Source organism: Aestuariibaculum marinum, assembly GCF_014596975.1.
Taxonomy (GTDB): domain Bacteria; phylum Bacteroidota; class Bacteroidia; order Flavobacteriales; family Flavobacteriaceae; genus Aestuariibaculum; species Aestuariibaculum marinum.
On record NZ_JACVXD010000001.1, the window covers coordinates 770368 to 786197 of the forward strand.

12 protein-coding genes are annotated in these 15830 nt (G+C 35.0%); 5 read left to right on the forward strand and 7 right to left on the reverse strand.

Going from position 1 to position 15830, the window contains the following annotated elements; all coding sequences use genetic code 11:
- Positions 1-6 precede the first annotated feature (6 nt).
- Entirely contained in the window at positions 7-1608 is a 1602-nt protein-coding gene (gene bshC, locus ICJ85_RS03455; RefSeq protein WP_188222367.1) for a bacillithiol biosynthesis cysteine-adding enzyme BshC, read from the reverse strand.
- 112 nt (positions 1609-1720) lie between these two features.
- On the opposite strand from bshC, the gene ICJ85_RS03460 reads away from it, so the two are divergent.
- A complete protein-coding gene (locus ICJ85_RS03460; RefSeq protein ID WP_188222368.1) occupies positions 1721-2518 on the forward strand; it encodes a TerC family protein in 798 nt (265 codons plus the stop codon).
- Here ICJ85_RS03460 and ICJ85_RS03465 read toward each other — a convergent pair.
- The 4 genes from ICJ85_RS03465 to ICJ85_RS03480 form a co-directional block, all read right to left on the reverse strand.
- Entirely contained in the window at positions 2510-5110 is a 2601-nt protein-coding gene (locus tag ICJ85_RS03465; RefSeq protein WP_188222369.1) for a DNA gyrase/topoisomerase IV subunit A, read from the reverse strand. The genes ICJ85_RS03460 and ICJ85_RS03465 overlap by 9 nt on opposite strands.
- Positions 5111-5119: 9 nt before the next feature.
- Positions 5120-5263, reverse strand: coding sequence for a hypothetical protein (locus tag ICJ85_RS03470; protein WP_188222370.1), 144 nt, complete (start codon positions 5261-5263; stop codon positions 5120-5122).
- A gap of 162 nt (positions 5264-5425) precedes the next feature.
- Positions 5426-7276, reverse strand: coding sequence for a DNA topoisomerase IV subunit B (locus ICJ85_RS03475; protein ID WP_188222371.1), 1851 nt, complete (start codon positions 7274-7276; stop codon positions 5426-5428).
- A 123-nt stretch (positions 7277-7399) separates the two neighbouring features.
- Positions 7400-8305: a DMT family transporter gene (locus ICJ85_RS03480; protein WP_188222372.1), complete on the reverse strand. Its 906-nt coding sequence runs from the start codon at positions 8303-8305 to the stop codon at positions 7400-7402.
- Between the two features lie 199 nt (positions 8306-8504).
- Here ICJ85_RS03480 and ICJ85_RS03485 point away from each other — a divergent pair, with 199 nt between their 5' ends.
- A complete protein-coding gene (locus ICJ85_RS03485; protein WP_188222373.1) occupies positions 8505-9791 on the forward strand; it encodes a transglutaminase-like domain-containing protein in 1287 nt (428 codons plus the stop codon).
- 17 nt (positions 9792-9808) lie between these two features.
- Positions 9809-11716 carry a peptide-N-glycosidase F-related protein gene (locus tag ICJ85_RS03490; RefSeq protein ID WP_188222374.1) on the forward strand — a complete coding sequence of 636 codons (1908 nt, stop codon included), beginning with the start codon at positions 9809-9811 and terminating at the stop codon, positions 11714-11716.
- Positions 11717-11793: 77 nt separating this feature from the next.
- On the opposite strand, the gene ychF is transcribed toward ICJ85_RS03490, so the two are convergent.
- The gene (gene ychF, locus ICJ85_RS03495) at positions 11794-12888 is read right to left on the reverse strand and encodes a redox-regulated ATPase YchF (RefSeq protein ID WP_188222375.1); all 1095 of its coding nucleotides are present in this window, start codon (positions 12886-12888) and stop codon (positions 11794-11796) included.
- A gap of 195 nt (positions 12889-13083) precedes the next feature.
- Positions 13084-13437 carry a 4Fe-4S dicluster domain-containing protein gene (locus tag ICJ85_RS03500; RefSeq protein WP_188222376.1) on the reverse strand — a complete coding sequence of 118 codons (354 nt, stop codon included), beginning with the start codon at positions 13435-13437 and terminating at the stop codon, positions 13084-13086.
- A 180-nt stretch (positions 13438-13617) separates the two neighbouring features.
- Here ICJ85_RS03500 and ICJ85_RS03505 point away from each other — a divergent pair, with 180 nt between their 5' ends.
- Both ICJ85_RS03505 and serC read left to right on the forward strand, forming a co-directional pair.
- Entirely contained in the window at positions 13618-14676 is a 1059-nt protein-coding gene (locus ICJ85_RS03505) for an acyl-CoA reductase (protein ID WP_188222377.1), read from the forward strand.
- A gap of 84 nt (positions 14677-14760) precedes the next feature.
- Positions 14761-15825: a 3-phosphoserine/phosphohydroxythreonine transaminase gene (gene serC / locus ICJ85_RS03510; protein WP_188222378.1), complete on the forward strand. Its 1065-nt coding sequence runs from the start codon at positions 14761-14763 to the stop codon at positions 15823-15825.
- Positions 15826-15830: the final 5 nt, after the last annotated feature.

Here is a 15830-nt window from a genome sequence, read left to right on the forward strand (position 1 = left end):
TACTATTTATAATTTTAAAAGAGAAAATTCCTTATTTAAAGGATTAAGATGTTTAATAAGTTCAGGAATTAACAATTTACCATACTCTAAATAAAACTGAGAGAAATTAGTGTTGCGCTCCTGTAAACTTTGGTTCGGAAATAATTCGTTTTGCAGGTCCGTCATTCTTGACACCTGATCTGCCAATGCTTTTTTCTGTGCTTTTAGCAAACGTTTTTCTAAATGTTCTAAACCTTTAATTTGTTTTACTTCCTGAGCTTTTACTGCTCCTAAAAACGATTTATCAGTTTGTTCTGCTAAAGCATATAAGTCTTCAAATTGCTTTTGAAGTGTTTCTTTTTGTGCTGAAAAATCGATATCTATATTCGATATTTCGCGTACTTTTTTATTGATAAACGTCGATTGCTTTAAAAAGATATCGTTCGTTGAAATATTTAAATTCTGAAGTTTTTTATGCTGACTTTCGGTTTCTACCAATACTGAGTTACGAAGCAACAACACCGGAAACGGTACATTTACTTTATTAAAGAATTGTTTCAACTGAAACCAATATGCCAATTCTCCGCCTCCACCAATGTAACACAGGTTAGGCAAAATGACTTCCTGATATAACGGACGTGTAATGACATTTGGACTAAAACGCTCCGGAAACTCATTAAGTTCCTGCTCTATTTCAGCTTTCGTCCAGGCAAGATTAGTATTTAAAACACTAAACCTTTCGTTTTCAAAAACAATACGTTCACGTAATCCTTCTTTAATGTAAAACACATTAATTTCCCGGGGATTAACTTGAATCGTATAATCGTTATTTACTGCATTTAATTGCTCGCTCGTTTCTGTAACGTTTGTAAACGACGTGTTGTTAAACAATTCTTCCTTTATAAAAGGTATTAACTCTTGCTTTAAAACTTTATCATTAGCATCGATGATAACTAAGCCATAATCTTTAAATAATTCGTTTGCCAAATATCTTGTGGCATCAGCTAAATTATCATGCTCTAAATAAGCCGATTTAAAAAGCTCTTTTAAATACTCTGCATTTTTACTATTACCTAGCTCTAAAGCGAACAGATTAAAAACATCGTCTAAACCGTCGGTAGATAATTCACCGACAGGTCCCTCTGCTGTTCTATTCCATTGTACCTTTTTACCATTAAAATTGAAATAATTGATTTCTTCAAAATCATGGTCTTCGGTTGCCATCCAATACACCGGAACGAAATTATAATCAGGATAGGCTTCCTTTAAATCCTTGGAAAGGTTAATTGCCGACACAATTTTATACAAAAAATACAACGGCCCGGTAAATAAATTTAATTGGTGACCTGTTGTAATGGTAAAGGTGTTTTCTGTTTGTAACGCATCAATATGACTTAAGGTCAACTCTGATGTTTCAACTTTTCTATACTGGTTTTTCAGAGCTTTAACCAAAGTTAATCTTGACTCTAAACTAAAACTTGATGCTTTTTCTTCTATTTGTTCCTTGAAATTATCAAGGTTTGGAAAACGGTTGTAGAACGGTTTCAATCGCGGGTTTTCATCCAGATAATCGCAGATAAGGCTCGAAAAATATCCTGTGTTTTTAAATGAAATACCGTCTAATAACATAGTTTATATTAAAAATTGAAACGCAGTTGCAAAGATATAGTTAATATAGTGGTAAAATCTAAAAATTTCGTTAAGAGTTTTTGTTTAAATTTATAATCTAATACTTTATACCGTGCTTGATTTTCTTTTAACCAGCGACGCCATCATGGCGCTACTAACATTAACCTTTTTAGAAATAATTTTAGGAATAGATAACATTGTTTTTATTTCGATAGCTGCTAATAAGCTTCCTGAAAGGCAACAATCTAAAGCCACAACTATAGGCTTATTACTAGCCATGATTCAACGTATCATCTTATTGTTTTTCGTCACCTTTTTAATTGGTTTAAAAGAACCATTTTACAACCTAAACCTATCATGGTTGCAAATTTCAGTAAGCTGGCAGGCTATTATCCTATTTAGCGGCGGATTGTTTTTAATTTTTAAAAGCACTTCGGAAATTCATGAAAAAGTTGAACTGCCTCATCATGATGAAGACAGTATAAACAAAAAGAAATTGAAAAGTTTATCGCAAGCTCTGGTTCAAATATTACTTATCGATTTTATATTCTCAATAGATTCCATTTTAACAGCTGTAGGTATGACAAATGGTTTACACGAAAACCACAACTACAATCTCATGTTAATGATTATAGCCGTGGTTATTTCTATTTTTATTATGATTGGATTTGCGAACCCTATTCGGAAGTTCATTAACACACATCCCAGTATGCAAATATTAGGCTTAGCCTTTTTAATCCTTATCGGTTTTATGCTAATTACTGAAGCTGCTCACCTGTCTCACACCGAATTATTTGGAAACACAGTTGGTGCCATACCTAAAGGGTATCTATATTTTGCAATCGCTTTTTCGTTGTTCGTTGAGTTTTTAAACTTTAGAATTCAGAAAAAACAAAGAAAATTAGAATAAAGTTGTTTGAGACTCATCAGATTCTTCATCGCCCTCAATGATATCTTCATCAACAACTTCTAAATCATCGGCATGAACCTCTTCTGGTTCCTCAAATGGTAAGGGATCTAACAAATTGATTTGTTTAACCTTGTCTTTTGTTAATTGATTTCCAATTGCTGAAATTCCTTTAATAGCAATAAATTCTTCTAAGTTAACTTCTAAATTCTCTTTTCTGTCTTTACCCCGTTCTTTAACAAACTCCACTTCGGCCATTGGCAACCAATCAGTAGAAACTATTTCTAAGCGTGAATTTTCATGCTCTGGAATAAATGATTCTTCTCTGCCTTCATTTTCAATTAAAAAACGTTTTACGTAATATAATTCACGTTCACCGTTGTAATAAATAGCTGAAACAGGCTTTTTAGGTATCCATTTTTCCAACACAATCATATCGTTATCGAAATGTAGTGTCACCTCAGGGGTAACAGTTTTAACGACACCTTTCTGATTTATAATCAACAATTTGTCTTCACCTCTAAATTCACCTAAAAGTTCACCTCTACCATCAACATTCAAACGCTGAACCGTTTCATCGAACCAGATTTTACGTGGTTTTAATGTTGAAACCCCTTTTTCTTTTAGTTCTACTTTTTTAATGGTATACTTAGTAACCAGGTTCCCTTTAGACTGTCGACCTTTAATTAAAATATCAGCAAAATCGATATCCCATTTCAACTTCTTAATACTTCCAGCTTGTCGCAATAAAATGGTAACCACTTCGGCTTCTCCATTTGGATTTGCAGAGAAATATAATAAAGTTGATCCTTTATTTCCATTAGTTAAATCGTATTCTCGATCTCTGGTAACACTCGTTACATTAAAACGCTTTATGTACGAAGGCCCACCTTTGCCATCTCTGTAAATAAGATTATAAATGGTTCGCTTATCTTTTTTCTTAAATACCGCAACATGAATAATATCCTTACCAACAAAGGTTTTAGAGTCTACCTTAGTCACCATCATGCTACCATTTTTGGTAAACACAATAACGTCGTCTATATCGCTACAATCACACACGTACTCGTCGCGTTTCAAAGACGTCCCTACGAAACCTTCTTCACGATTAACATAAAGTTTGGTATTACGAATAACTACTTTAGTGGCATCTACATCATCAAATGTCCGAATCTCGGTTTTACGCTCACGCCCTTCACCATATTCCTTTTTTAATCTGGTAAAATACGCTATAGCATAATCGATTAGGTGCTCTAAATGGTGTTTTATTTGAGCAATTTGCTCTTCTAAAGCGTCAATTTTTTGTTGTGCTTTATCAATATCGAATTTCGAAATACGCTTAATACGAATTTCTGTAAGTCGCACAATATCATCTTCGGTTACCGCGCGCTTTAAATGTTTTATATGCGGTTGAAGTCCTTTGTCGATAGCTTGAATAACACCTTCCCAGGTTTCTTCTTCCTCGATATCACGGTATACCCTATTCTCTATAAAAATACGCTCCAATGAAGCAAAGTGCCACTGTTCCTCAAATTCCCCAAGTTTTATTTCTAAATCCTGCTTTAATAACTGAACCGTATTATCGGTACTACGGCGAAGCATTTCGCTAACACCTATAAATAATGGTTTGTTATCTTCAATAACGCATCCCAATGGGGAAATAGAACTCTCACAACTTGTAAACGCATATAAAGCATCAATGGTTTTATCTGGCGATAGCCCTGCAGGGAGATGTACCAAAATTTCAACCTGAGCAGCTGTATTGTCTTCAATACGTTTTACCTTAATTTTGCCTTTGTCATTCGCCTTTAATATAGAGTCTATCAGCGATGATGTATTGGTACCATAAGGCAACTCGGTAATCACCAAAGTATTTTTATCTAACTGAGATATTTTAGCTCGAACACGAACTTTACCACCTCTTAAACCATCATTATAGTTTGAGAAATCGGCAATTCCCGCTGTTGGAAAATCCGGAACCAAGGTAAATCGCTTACCTTGTAAATGTTTTACCGAAGCATCGATTAATTCGATAAAGTTATGCGGCAATATTTTTGTTGAAAGTCCTACAGCAATACCTTCGCCTCCTTGCGCTAAAAGCAATGGAAACATAACTGGCAAATTTATAGGCTCTTTACGACGGCCATCGTATGAGGCCTGCCATTCGGTAATTTTGGGGTTGTAAACAACATCGAGCGCAAATTTTGATAAACGCGCTTCGATATAACGAGAAGCAGCAGCACCATCGCCTGTTAATATATTACCCCAGTTTCCCTGGGTATCAATTAACAAATCTTTTTGACCTATTTGCACCATCGCATCGGCGATACTCGCATCTCCGTGGGGATGGTACTGCATAGTGTGCCCTACAATATTAGCTACTTTATTATAACGTCCATCATCCAAATCTTTCATTGAATGCATGATACGACGTTGTACGGGTTTAAATCCGTCTTCTATTGCAGGCACGGCACGTTCTAATATAACGTACGAGGCATAATCTAAAAACCAGTCTTTGTACATTCCCGTAACCCGGGTAATTGTTTCTTGTGGTTCGTCTTGTTCGTTAATTAAATCGTCGCCTTCTTCAATCATTTAATTGTGTTAGTTTTCTTTAGGCTTTCCGCTAAGCGTTACTCGCCCTTTGATTTTAATTTTACGTTTTCTGTTTACTGTACTAGTTGCTTCAACATGTAAATGAGAATAATCTCTTTTTGTTTCGTTTAATTTTTCTGCGATATATAACATTGTATTTTGTTTTTAGGCCTGCTTAACACAGGGAATTATTATTTTTTACAGTGCAAAAATAATTCTAAACATACAATGTCCGTATCTACTTTAACGAAACTTTATCATCATATTCTTAATTTAACCATGAAATAATGATTTATTAATAATTTAAAAGTATGATTATTCAATAATATCTAATTCAACTTTCAGATTATCAATAATAAATTCTTGTCTTGAAGGTGTATTTTTCCCCATATAAAAGGATAATAATTCTTCAATAGACATATTATTATCCAGCATCACCGGATCTAAACGGATATCTTCACCAATAAAGTGCTTAAACTCATCGGGGGAAATCTCACCCAAACCTTTAAATCGTGTAATTTCCGGTTTAGGTTTTAATTTTTCAATCGCGTTAATTCGTTCCTCTTCTGTATAACAATAAATAGTTTCTTTCTTGTTTCTTACCCTAAATAATGGGGTTTGTAATATATAAAGATGTCCTTCTTTAATGACTTCAGGGAAAAACTGAAGAAAAAAGGTGATTAATAATAATCGTATGTGCATTCCATCGACATCAGCATCGGTTGCAATAACCACGTTGTTATAGCGTAAATCTTCTAAGGATTCTTCTATATTTAAGGCCGCCTGCAACAGATTAAACTCTTCGTTTTCATAAACGATTTTTTTTGTAAGCCCATAACAGTTAAGTGGTTTACCCTTTAAGCTGAATACCGCCTGGGTATTCACATCACGTGATTTTGTAATACTACCGGAAGCCGAATCCCCCTCGGTAATAAACAAAGTCGTTTCAAGATTCCGTTCATTTTTAGTATCTCCAAAATGAACACGACAATCTCTTAATTTTTTATTGTGAAGACTGGCTTTTTTAGCGCGGTCTTTAGCTAACTTTCTAATTCCAGACAACTCTTTACGCTCACGCTCTGCCTGTAATATTTTACGCTGAAGCTTATCAGCTACCTCAGGATTTTTATGAAGAAAGTTATCGAGATGTGTTTTTATAAAATCGTTAACATAGGTTCTTACTGTTGGTAAATCCCCCCCCATATCGGTAGACCCTAACTTGGTTTTCGTCTGACTCTCGAACACGGGTTCCATTACCTTAATAGCAATAGCACTTACAACCGATTTTCTAACATCGGAAGCATCGTAATTTTTACCGTAAAATTCACGAATGGTTTTTACAACCGCTTCTCGGAAGGCATTTAAATGTGTTCCTCCCTGCGTTGTGTTTTGTCCGTTAACAAACGAATGATACTCCTCACTATATTGCGTTTTACTGTGTGTTATAGCGACTTCTATATCGTCACCACGCAAATGGATAATAGGATACAACCTGTCATCTACATGTATGTTTTCAGATAATAAATCTTTTAGTCCGTGCTCGCTGTAAAACTTCTCACCATTAAAAACAATGGTTAATCCAGGATTAAGATACACATAGTTTTTAAGCATCTTAACGATGTACTCATTTCTAAATTTATAATTTTTAAAAATGGTTTCATCGGGAACGAAAGACACTTTTGTTCCTTTGCGACGTGAGGTTTCTTCTAAAAATTCTTCATTAGTTAATTCACCTTTTTCGAATTCTGCCGAAGCCGATTTATTGTCACGAGTAGATTCAACTCTAAAATACGTTGATAACGCATTTACTGCTTTGGTACCTACCCCGTTTAATCCTACCGATTTTTTAAAGGCTTTAGAGTCGTATTTACCTCCGGTATTCATTTTAGAAACCACGTCTACCACCTTACCAAGCGGAATACCACGACCAAAATCTCGAACTATTACCTTGTTACCCTGAATAGAAATTTCGATGGTTTTACCCGCCCCCATAACAAACTCGTCAATAGAGTTATCTAGAACTTCCTTTAATAAAATGTAAATACCGTCGTCGGGAGAAGATCCATCACCGAGCTTACCGATATACATCCCTGGACGCATACGAATATGCTCTTTCCAGTCTAACGAACGTATATTATCTTCGGTGTAATTGGTTTCTTCTGCCATAAAATTTCCAGTAAGTTAAATTGAGATTTGATGCTAATATAATACACTCGGTGAAAAAAAGAAACTTCATTTCGACAAAATAATTAACAATATTTAACCTGTGTTTTGTTAAGAACCTCGAAATTAATTTTTTGATTCTTTTTTTAAGGAGACAAATAATATTCCAATGATAACTATTAAAGCTCCAAAGAATTGCAACAAGGTTAATTTTTCGTTTAAGAAAATAGCTGCTAATATAATGGTCGATATGGGGCCAATCCCAGCGACAATAGCGAAATTTGACGAACTTATCATCTTTATAGACATCGACACCAAAAACGACGGAATAACCGTTGCAAAAACAGCTATTAAAAATCCGTAACCATATACCTGCCAAGGAAAACTAAACAGGCTGATTTCATTTATAAATCCGTAATGAATAAAGACACATACACAAGACACTAGCATGGCGTAAGATGTAAATTTCACCACACCAAACTTAGGAATTAACCAACCTGTCCCTACCAGATATGACGCATAAGTTACTGCACTTAGAAAAATAAAGAATCCACCTAAATAAGTGTCATTTCCTGAAATAGCAACTTCATCCCAAAACGCAATAACCACACCTATATAAGTTAACAAAATGGCTCCCGCCTGTACTTTAGTTATCGGCTTCTTCAAAAATATCTTATTAAAAAACAATACGATGGTTGGGTAGATAAACAGAATTATACGCTCTAAACTCGCCTTTATATAAGTCAACCCAACAAAATCAAAATAACTTGCTAAATAGTACCCTACAAATCCAAAAAACACGACCCAAACATAATCCTTTTTAGTTACTGGTAAGGTATTTCCTTTTTTTCTAGACAAAAGAGCAATCACCACATAAAAAGGAAACGAAAACAACATTCGCAACAACAACACACTTATTGCATCAACATCATATTGATAAGCCAGCTTAACCATAACAGCTTTTGAGGAAAATAATACGACTGCCAATATTCCTATTAAAACACCGTAGATAAAGGATTGTGTTGATTTCATCTGCTAATTTCTATTTAATTTCAACCTTTATACAAGATTCATTTCACAAAACGAAGGTAAAACCCAATTTTAAAACAACACGTGGTTATAACAAAATATTACGATGTTCAGATTAGCAAACATGTTGTTAGTCGAAATTTCAAAGCCTGAATTTGACTTTTTTCATAATTTGACACATTCACACATATTAACCCAAAACATGAAAAAATTAGTTTTATCTCTTATTACAGCAACTGTTTTAATGAGTTGCCAATCGAAATATCGGGATGTACCCGAAAGCTATTACCCATTACTGGACAGCGCTTTAACCAAAGCCGACACTAACGCACCGGAAATCTTAAAAGCATTAACCGAGGCGCCAAAACACCAAAAAGAAGGCATGGCGTTTTTAATCAGCTATATGCCAGAACGCGATTTAACCACCTTAAAAGCTGACTTTCTTTTAGAAAATGCCAAATACGCTTATAAAGCCCGTGAACGTTTTCCTTGGTGCAAAGCCCTACCCGATTCCATTTTCTTTAATGAAGTTTTACCCTACACCAATGTTGCCGAAACGCGCGATCCATGGCGTAAAGATTTTTATGAACGTTTTTCAAAATATGTGGAATACGAAACCAACTTAAAAGACGCCATTTTTGCCATTGCCAAACCCATTAACAAGGAAGTTAAAGTAGAATACAATATTAAACGCTCGATTGTTGATTCTAGCCCTAAAGAAGCCATGGCTGAAAACATGGCTACCTGTACAGGATTGTCTATTATTCTAACCGATGCCTTTCGTGCTGTTGGAATTCCATCACGATTAGCAGGAACCGCTATGTGGACCAATATGAAAGGTAATCACACATGGTGCGAAGTATATATTGATAACGAATGGAAATTTATAGAATACTACCCAGACGATTTAAACAAATCATGGTTTTTAGCCGATGCCGGAAAAGCAGACCCAAATAATCCACTACACTGGATTTATGCTGTATCCTACAAACCTACAGGACAATATTACTACGCAGGAAGAGCCAGTAAATTTCTACTGCAAACCTTAGATACCACACTACTGGATTCTAAAACCTTGAAAAGTTTAAAAGAATGGAAAAGAAAAGCCAACGAAAACAATGAAAAACCTTATATACACGGCGTAAATGTTACGCAACGCTATATTGATTTATACAAGGAATCACTTAAAAACATAGCATTAGAGGATGATGAACTTATGGCTGACTTTGTCGTTTTTAAAAGCGAAAACACTTCACAAAGCGATTCACGCTTAGACTGCAGAGTTGATGTTTATTTAGACGATAAAATTGTTGATTTCGGTTACTCTCCTCGCCCAACAGACGACATGAATAAATTCTTAAAAATCAAATTGAAAAAAGACAAAAGTTACAACATTGTGGTGAGTAATATTAAAAATAATATTGAACAGAATTTTGCAATAAAAACTGGTGAAGCACCAACAGAGGAATTCCAATTGATATTAGAATAACAAACCATAATTTTATTATGAAATATACACCACTTGTCATTCTATTTTTGCTCGTAGCATGCGGTAAACCTCAAATTAAAGAAAGTATTCATGTAATTGCTCACGACAAAACAACCATTATTACTAATCCTAAGAAAGGGGTTAATACCTTTACTGAATGGGCAACTTTTCCGTCAAAAGCAGAAGACATTAGAAAAATAACCATGTATCTCACATTAGCTTATCCGGAGCATATGAAAATAGCACATTGGGACTATATGGATCGTGTTAAAATTATTTGTAGAGATGAAAATAACAACGAAAAAGAATTCGAAATAGGACGCATGCTTACCCCTTACGGCAGTAGTTTTAAAGAAGGCTGGAATTACACATGGAAAACCGATGTGACCGACTTCGCGCCCTTTTTACGCGATAGCGTTCAGGTAGCTTATGTACATTCAGGGTATGAATCGCCGGAAACCGGCTGGGATTTAACCATTGGTTTTAAAGTTGATTTCGGTCCAGCGGTTGCTGATTTTGTTTCGGTTACCGATATGTGGGAAGGAAATTTTCAATATGGTAATCCAGAAGATGACATTGAAAATTATTTAAAACCTATAACTATTACTAAGCAAAATGAAGCTGATTTCGGGCGTTTCAGAATACAACACACAGGTCATGGTATGGACCGACCAAGTGGATGTAGTGAATTTTGTAGCCGTTGGCGCGAATTAACTTTTGATGGAAACACCATAGACAAACTCGACTTATGGAAAGAATGTAGCGACAATCCGTTATACCCGCAAGGCGGCACCTGGATTTACGACCGTGCCGATTGGTGTCCTGGTGATTTACAACTTCCAGACATTATTAATACGCCATTAACAAAAAGCAGTCATGTATTAGATTTAAACATGATGCCGTTTACTGCTAACAATATCGATCAGCCAAAGGAACAGATTACCTCTTATTTCTTCCAATACAAAACACCTAACCACACAAACGATGTTGAAATTGAAGAAATTATAGCTCCGAATAGCGACAAAGCTTTCAACAGAGAAAATCCGAAAAGCTTTCACCCGAAAATTAAAATCAGAAATCTAGGAAAAGCACCTTTAACATCCGTTACTATTACATATAACACCGAAGGATTTGATGAAAAAAGTTTTGAATGGGTTGGTAATTTACCGTTTTACGAATCTACGGTGATAACGATTCCTGATAATATCGAATACAAATCAGGTGTTAATCATTTTACTGTTACACTAACACATCCAAACAGCAAAAAAGATGAATGGATCGGAGACAATACTTTAACTTCTGAATTTGACGACATTCCAACCCTACCAACCAATTTGGTTGTTGATTTTTTAACCAATAACAATCCAGGAGAAAATCATTTGACTATAGTAGACAGCAACAATAAAATTGTCTTTGAAAAAACACCAAATCATCTTGAAGTCGCAACGCAGTATTTCGACACCTTAAATTTAGCAGAAGGTAAATACAGCTTAAAACTAACCGATACGGTTGGCGACGGCTTAGAATTTTGGTATAATAGAAAAGCTGGCTTTGGAAGACTTCAGTTAAAAGACATCAATCACAATATATTGCATGCTTTTGAAAACGATTTTGGTAATGAGCAGAACTACACCTTCAGAGTTAGCAAATCTGCCAAAACCGATTTAAACACACCAAAATATTCTGTAACCATTCACCCGCGAATGACAAGGGATAGTTTAAGTGTATATACAACTGCTAACAACGCTTTCAAATTAAAGGTTAGATTAACTAAAGACGGTGTTTTTATTGAAGAGCACACCTTTGAAAATGTTAAAAACTCCCAAACACCTTTAGACGTTAGCCACTTAGAAGAAGGACGTTACGTTATGGAGATCCATATGGATGGCAAACACATTATGAACAGAAGATTTAATAAAATTTAATCCCTCAACTTATTTAATAAAAAAATCCTGTATTGAAGATCAATACAGGATTTTTTATATCATTTAATATTTCTCTACTAAACGTTGAATAAGAAATGCATCACATCACCATCTTTAACAATGTAATTCTTTCCTTCAACTCGCATTTTACCGGCTTCTTTCACTTTACTTTCGCTTCCATAAGCCACGTAATCATCATACCCAATAACTTCTGCTCTAATAAAGCCCTTTTCAAAATCGGTATGAATAACTCCAGCAGCCTGAGGTGCAGTCGCCCCAATATTTACCGTCCAGGCACGTACTTCTTTCACTCCCGCCGTAAAATAGGTTTGTTGATTTAATAATTTGTAAGCTGCTCGAATTAATTTTGAAGATCCCGGCTCTTCTAAACCAATATCAGCTAAGAACATCTGACGCTCTTCGTAATCTTCCAATTCGTTAATATCTGCCTCTGTCCCTACTGCAAGCACTAAAACCTCAGCTTTTTCATCTTTTACTGCTTCACGAACCTTTTCAACATATTCATTACCAGAAACCGCTGAACCTTCATCTACATTACATACATACATCACCGGTTTTTCCGTTATAAACTGAGACGGCTTTACGAAATCTTCGTAATCATCTTCACTAAACTCCAAAGCTCTAACCGATTTCCCTTCCTCTAAAGCAGCCTTAATTTGTAACAATACAGCTTCTTCTTTTTGAGCATCTTTATTACCCGTTTTAGCAGCACGTTTCACTTTATCAAGTTTCTTTTCAACCGTTTCAAGATCTTTTAATTGCAACTCCATATCGATAGTTTCCTTATCGCGAATAGGATTTACATTACCATCAACGTGAACAATATTATCGTTATCGAAACAACGTAATACGTGTAAAATAGCATCGGTTTCTCTAATATTAGCTAGGAACTGGTTACCTAACCCCTCTCCTTTACTGGCTCCTTTTACTAAACCAGCGATATCAACAATCTCTACAGTAGCAGGTAATACACGCTCCGGATTTACTAAAGATTCTAACTTTTCTAAACGTGGATCTGGCACATTTACCACCCCAATATTAGGTTCGATAGTACAGAACGGGAAGTTCGCACTTTGCGCTTTTGCATTAGATAAACAATTGAATAAAGTTGATTTCCCTACGTTTGGTAATCCTACAATACCTGCTTTCATGTATTTAAATATTAGATATAGATATTAAGACTTAGGTCTTCGTTTTTGCGAGTGCAAATGTAACTAATTCCTTCTTCATTTAAAGTATAACCATTTAATATATTTAAAAATTGCTTACACCAAATAAAGAATTTTTATAAAACAAAAAACCCAAGCGAATAGCCTGGGTTTTCATTCATATATACAATCTTTCGATTAATCTTCTGGATGCATAAAGCGTTGCTTAGCTAAAAGTTCTTCTTCGGTTTCCACATGATCGTCATCTGGAACACAACAATCTACCGGACATACCGCGGCACATTGTGGCTCATCATGAAACCCTTTACACTCGGTACATTTATCCGGTACAATGTAGTAAATCTCATCGCTAATTGGTTCCTGCGCATCTTCTGCGTCAACCTCTGTACCATTGGTTAATACAACATTCCCTGATAAACTTGTTCCATCTTTATAACGCCAGTCATCTGCTCCTTCGTAAATCGCAGTATTTGGACATTCCGGCTCACAAGCTCCACAGTTAATACATTCATCTGTTATTATAATAGCCATAACTTTCTCTAGTTCAATTTATTTTAATGTTTTAAAAATGTAAAAAAAGCTTGTTAACTAAGCTTTCAAAAGTCAGTTTTAATCCCTTAAATAAAAAGCGATTAAAAAACGTGATTCATTACATTTTCCTAACTTTGCAAAGCAAAAATAAAGCCAAAACTATTCATAACCAAATTCAGAATGAATTTACAGCAAAGAATTAATGCTTTTGTAAAATTAGGAGATTTTATACGTCAATTTTCTAATGATACAATCGAAAAACAAGATACTGTTGAATTGAACGATGTATTTTTCGACGGATTTAAACATCAATTAAAATTAGCCGAAGAGCACAACGGTTGGTTTACCCCTGAAAACATTAGGTTTGCCTTAAAAGGATGGAGCGATTCCTTAACCTTAGAAAAATTAAACACCTGGCTAAAACCTTATAAGTTAGAAAGTAATTCTCAAAAACAAGTCGCCATTATCATGGCTGGAAACATTCCATTGGTTGGGTTTCATGATTTCATAACTGTTTTAATTACGGGGCATAAAGTATTAGTAAAGCAATCATCGAACGACAAGCATCTGCTTCCCTATTTAGCTAAATATTTAGAATTTGCTGAACCCGGTTTTAAAGGTTTAATAACTTTTACAGAAGATAAAGTTGAAAATTTCGATGCCGTTATCGCTACAGGAAGCAATAACACGGCGCGCTATTTTGAATACTATTTTAAAAACAAACCATCTATTATTCGTAACAACCGAAATTCGGTTGCCGTATTAACGGGTAAAGAAACCGATGAGGAGCTTTCAAATTTAAGTGAGGATATTTTTAGATATTACGGTTTAGGTTGTCGCAATGTATCGAAACTATTTATTCCTAAAGGTTACGATTTTGATGCCTTTTTTAACGCGATGTATAACTGGCATCCTATTATAGAAAAAGCAAAATACGCCAACAATTACGACTACAACAAAGCCGTGTATTTAATGAGTGAATTCGATATGCTTGAAAATGGCTTTTTAATGATAAAAGAAGACCAAAGCTATGCCTCGCCTATTGCTACTGTTTTTTATGAATATTACGACAGTATTGAGCAATTGAAAGAAAAATTAGTAGCTGATGAAAAACAAATTCAATGTGTAGTTGCTAAAGGATTTAGTAAAAACGAAATTGCTTTTGGAGCGACTCAAAAACCCGAACTTTGGGATTATGCGGATAGTGTCGATTCTGTTGAATTTTTATTATCAATTTGACGAAAAAATTATTGAATTTTCAGTACTAAATATTCAATTAATTAGCAACTTTGTATCTTTAAAATCAACAACTCTACAACAGAAATGAAAAAACATAATTTTAGTGCTGGACCAAGCATTTTACCACAAGAAGTGTTGCAACAGGCAGCCAATGCCGTAATTGATTATAATAACGAGGGCTTATCTTTAATTGAAATTTCACACAGAAGCAAAGCTTTTGTTGATATCATGGAAAATGCTAGAGCCTTAGTTTTAGAGTTATTAGGCTTAGAAGGTAAAGGGTACAAAGCATTATTTTTACAAGGTGGTGCTAGCCTTCAGTTTTTAATGACCGCAATGAACCTTTTAGAGAAAAAAGCGGGTTATGTTAATACTGGAGCTTGGAGTGGAAAAGCGATTAAAGAAGCCCAAAAAATTGGTGATATTATTGAAGTAGCGTCTTCTGGCGATGCTAACTTTAACTATATACCTAAAGGATTTGAGGTTCCTTCAGATTTAGATTATTTACACTTAACTTCTAATAATACCATTTTCGGTACACAAATTAAATCGTTTCCTACTACATCAGTGCCATTAGTATGTGATATGAGTAGTGACATTTTCTCTCGTGTATTAGATTTTACACAATTCGACTTGATCTATGCAGGAGCTCAGAAAAATATGGGACCAGCAGGAACAACGTTAGTTGTTGTTAAAGAAGAACTATTAGGAAAAGTAACACGTACACTTCCTACGATTTTAGATTACCAAAAACATATTGGAGCAGGTAGTATGCTAAATACACCACCTGTATTTGCTGTGTACACATCTATGCTAACCTTAGAGTGGCTTAAAAAAGAAGGCGGTATCGCAGCAATTGAAAAAGAAAATGAGAAGAAAGCAACCTTAATGTATTCTGAAATCGATCTTAACCCATTATTTAAAGGATTCGCTGCTACAGAAGACCGTTCACCAATGAACGCTACCTTCAACCTGGTAAACGAAAACTTAAAAGAAACATTCGATACTATGCTTAAAGAAGCTGGTATTAGTGGTGTTAATGGTCATCGTAGTGTTGGTGGTTACAGAGCTTCTATGTATAATGCATTACCTATAGCTAGTGTTCAGGCTCTTGTAGAAGTTATGAGTGAACTTGAAAACAAAGCTTAAGTTAA